Raw genomic sequence first — 2,953 nt, 5'->3', positions numbered from 1 at the left:
CGGCTCTTCTTCAACTGCTAAAGTCCATTCTCAAACAACAAGTAAAGCTGTTACCGTTACAGCTATAAGCTTCGTTGACAACGATGGTAACGGTTACGAATATCCTGTATTTTCTAAAACTCGAGATTTTGTTTCAGCAGTGACAATTCAAGCAGCAACAGGAACTACACCAACTATACCAGTAGCATCTAATTCTCCAGATCTTCCCCCATCGCATTATGGTTACCAAGGATATTGGACTACAGCTTGGAATAATGGCACTGACACCAAGTCAGCTAATCTAACATGGACACAAACCGGTTACCTCCCCAATCCAGAACGCCAAGGACCCTTAGTTCCTAATACATTATGGGGATCATTCTCGGATGTACGAGCTATTCAAAACCTCATGGATGTTAGTGTCAATGGCGCTGATTACCAAAGAGGCTTCTGGGTATCAGGTCTAGCTAACTTCTTACACAAAAGCGGCACTGCTACGAAACGTAAGTTTCGTCACAATAGTGCTGGATATGTTTTAGGAGCGTTTGTAAAAACACCTTCTGAAGACATCTTTAGTGCTGCTTTCTGCCAATTATTTGGTAAAGATAAAGATTACTTAGTATCTAAAAACAGTTCCAACATCTATGCAGGATCTATCTATTATCAGCATACTTCATTCTGGAGTGCCTGGGATAGACTGCTACAAAATACTATCGGTGCGCAAGCTCCGTTAGTACTCAATGCACAGTTAACTTATAGTCATACGTCTAACGATATGAAGACCAACATGACTCAACGTTATGCTCCTCCAAAAACAACATACTCAGAAATAAAGGGTGATTGGGGTAATGATTGTTTTGGAGTAGAGCTCGGAGCTACTGTGCCTATTGAATCTCAATATTCTTCCTTATTTGATATGTACTCACCATTCTTAAGATTCCAATTGGTTCATGCTCACCAAGAAGATTTTAAAGAAAACAGTAGCACTGAAGGAAGATACTTTGAGAGCAGTAATCTCACAAACCTCTCTATGCCTATCGGCGTGAAGTTTGAGAGATTCTCTGACAATGATAATGCTTCTTACAACTTAACTTTGGCTTATGCTCCGGATCTTGCAAGAAGCAACCCTGATTGTACAACTTCTCTGTTAATTAGCCCAACCACAGCTGTTTGGTTAACTAAAGCTACAAACTTAGCTAGACAAGCTTTCATTGTAAGAGCAGGAAATTATCTTTCCTTATCTTCTAACTTTGAAATCTTCAGTCAGTTCGGTTTCGAACTCAGAGGCTCTTCTCGAACCTACAATGTAGATCTTGGATCTAAGATTCAGTTCTAATTCCATCCACCTCCCCTGTCCCATTCCGGGACAGGGCCTCTCGGAACCCCTCTTCAATCTCCTTGACTTTTAAATATTTTTGTGATCGTTTTAGCCTATCTCAAATCACCCAGAGCATGAAATATGAAACATCCAGTCTACTGGTTCTTAATATCTTCGGGGTTAATTGCCTCGACCTCATTGAGTTTTGCTCAAGTAGAAAATCAAACCCTGTCTTCTAACGATAGTTTTAATGGCAACACTGCGGGTAATGATGTATTTAAACCCAAGGAAACCACAGGTGCAGATGGTACAAACTATACATGCGAGGGTGACGTGTGTATTACTAATGCCGGAAATCCGACAGCTTTAACAAGTAGCTGTTTTTCTCAAACGGCAGGGAACTTATCATTCATAGGCAATGGCCATTCCTTATGTGTTGAGTATATCACCACAGCCTCAAACAAACCTGGTGCCATTGAAACAGTTAATGATAAAACATTATCCGCCTCAGGGTTCTCTATGTTTAACTGCTCTTTTTGCCCCCCAGGAGTGACAGGATCAGGTGCTATTAAATCCGGTGGTGCTGCAACTTTCGATAATGATTTTAATATTCTGTTTAAGAAAAACTGTTCTTCAGCCTCTGGCGGGGCAATTTCTTGTAAAGGACTTACTTTGAAGGGAACTTCAGGAACTGCTAATTTCATAGAAAATAAATCTACAGACAATGGTGGCGCAATAGATGCTTCAGGGGTTAGTTCTATTACAGGCAACTCAGGAACTATTAATTTTTCAGGAAATACTTCTGCAAAACAAGGTGGGGCTATTCATTCAAATTCAACCACCACAATTTCTAATAACAATAGATTAGTTTTTTCAAAGAACTCAACTACAGGAGCTTCTACTTCCTCTGGAGGAGCTATCTATTGCAAGGAAGGTAGCGGTAATGCTTCTGAACTGAAACTAGAAGGTAACTCTCAGTTGATCTTCTCAGAAAATTCATCGACAACTAGCGGTGGAGCTATATTTGCAAAAAAGTTAACAATTACTTCTGGTGGAACAACCATATTCGCAAATAATTCTGTAACCCACACAGCCCCTAAAGGTGGAGCTATTTGTCTAGATGATACAAGCAGCGAGTGTAGTTTAACCGCGAAATCCGGCGATATTATCTTTGACGGTAATACCCTAATCACTACTAACGGAGGAGGTAGTACATCAAAAAGAAACTCTATAGATTTGGGAACTAATGGTAAATTCACAAAATTAAGCGCTAAGGATGGATTTGGTATTTTCTTCTATGATCCTATCGCCAATAATGGAGAAGCTTCTACCACGTTAAACATCAACCAGACAGAAAATTCCACTAACTATAATGGAAGAATTGTTTTCTCAGGCGAAACTCTCTCTACTACAGAAAAAACAATAACAGCTAACCTAACTTCAACATTTAAACAACCTGTTACACTTTCTTCCGGTGCTCTCATTCTTAAAGATGGAGTAACTTTAGAAGCAAAATCCTTCACTCAAACAGACGGTTCTGCTGTTATTATGGATGTAGGCACTACCTTACAAACTCCAACTACTGATGGCCAAACTATTACTTTAACAAATTTATCAGTTAACGTCGCCTCGTTGGGGGGGGGGGGGGTTACGCCC

Annotated in this window: 2 protein-coding genes; both read left to right on the top strand. The window is 40.0% G+C overall.

Features of this window, described 5'->3' with window-relative positions:
• Positions 1-1,315, top strand: a 1,315-nt coding sequence (locus tag O6937_RS05305; protein ID WP_332390601.1) for an autotransporter domain-containing protein, incomplete at its 5' end; no start/stop codon positions are given.
• 123 nt (positions 1,316-1,438) lie between these two features.
• On the top strand, positions 1,439-2,953 hold a 1,515-nt coding region (locus O6937_RS05300), incomplete at its 3' end, for a hypothetical protein (protein WP_332390600.1).

The organism is Chlamydia sp. 04-14 (assembly GCF_036632095.1).
GTDB lineage: Bacteria > Chlamydiota > Chlamydiia > Chlamydiales > Chlamydiaceae > Chlamydia.
The sequence above is the reverse complement of the archived record's forward strand: the minus strand, read 5'-3'. Positions and strand labels throughout refer to the sequence as shown.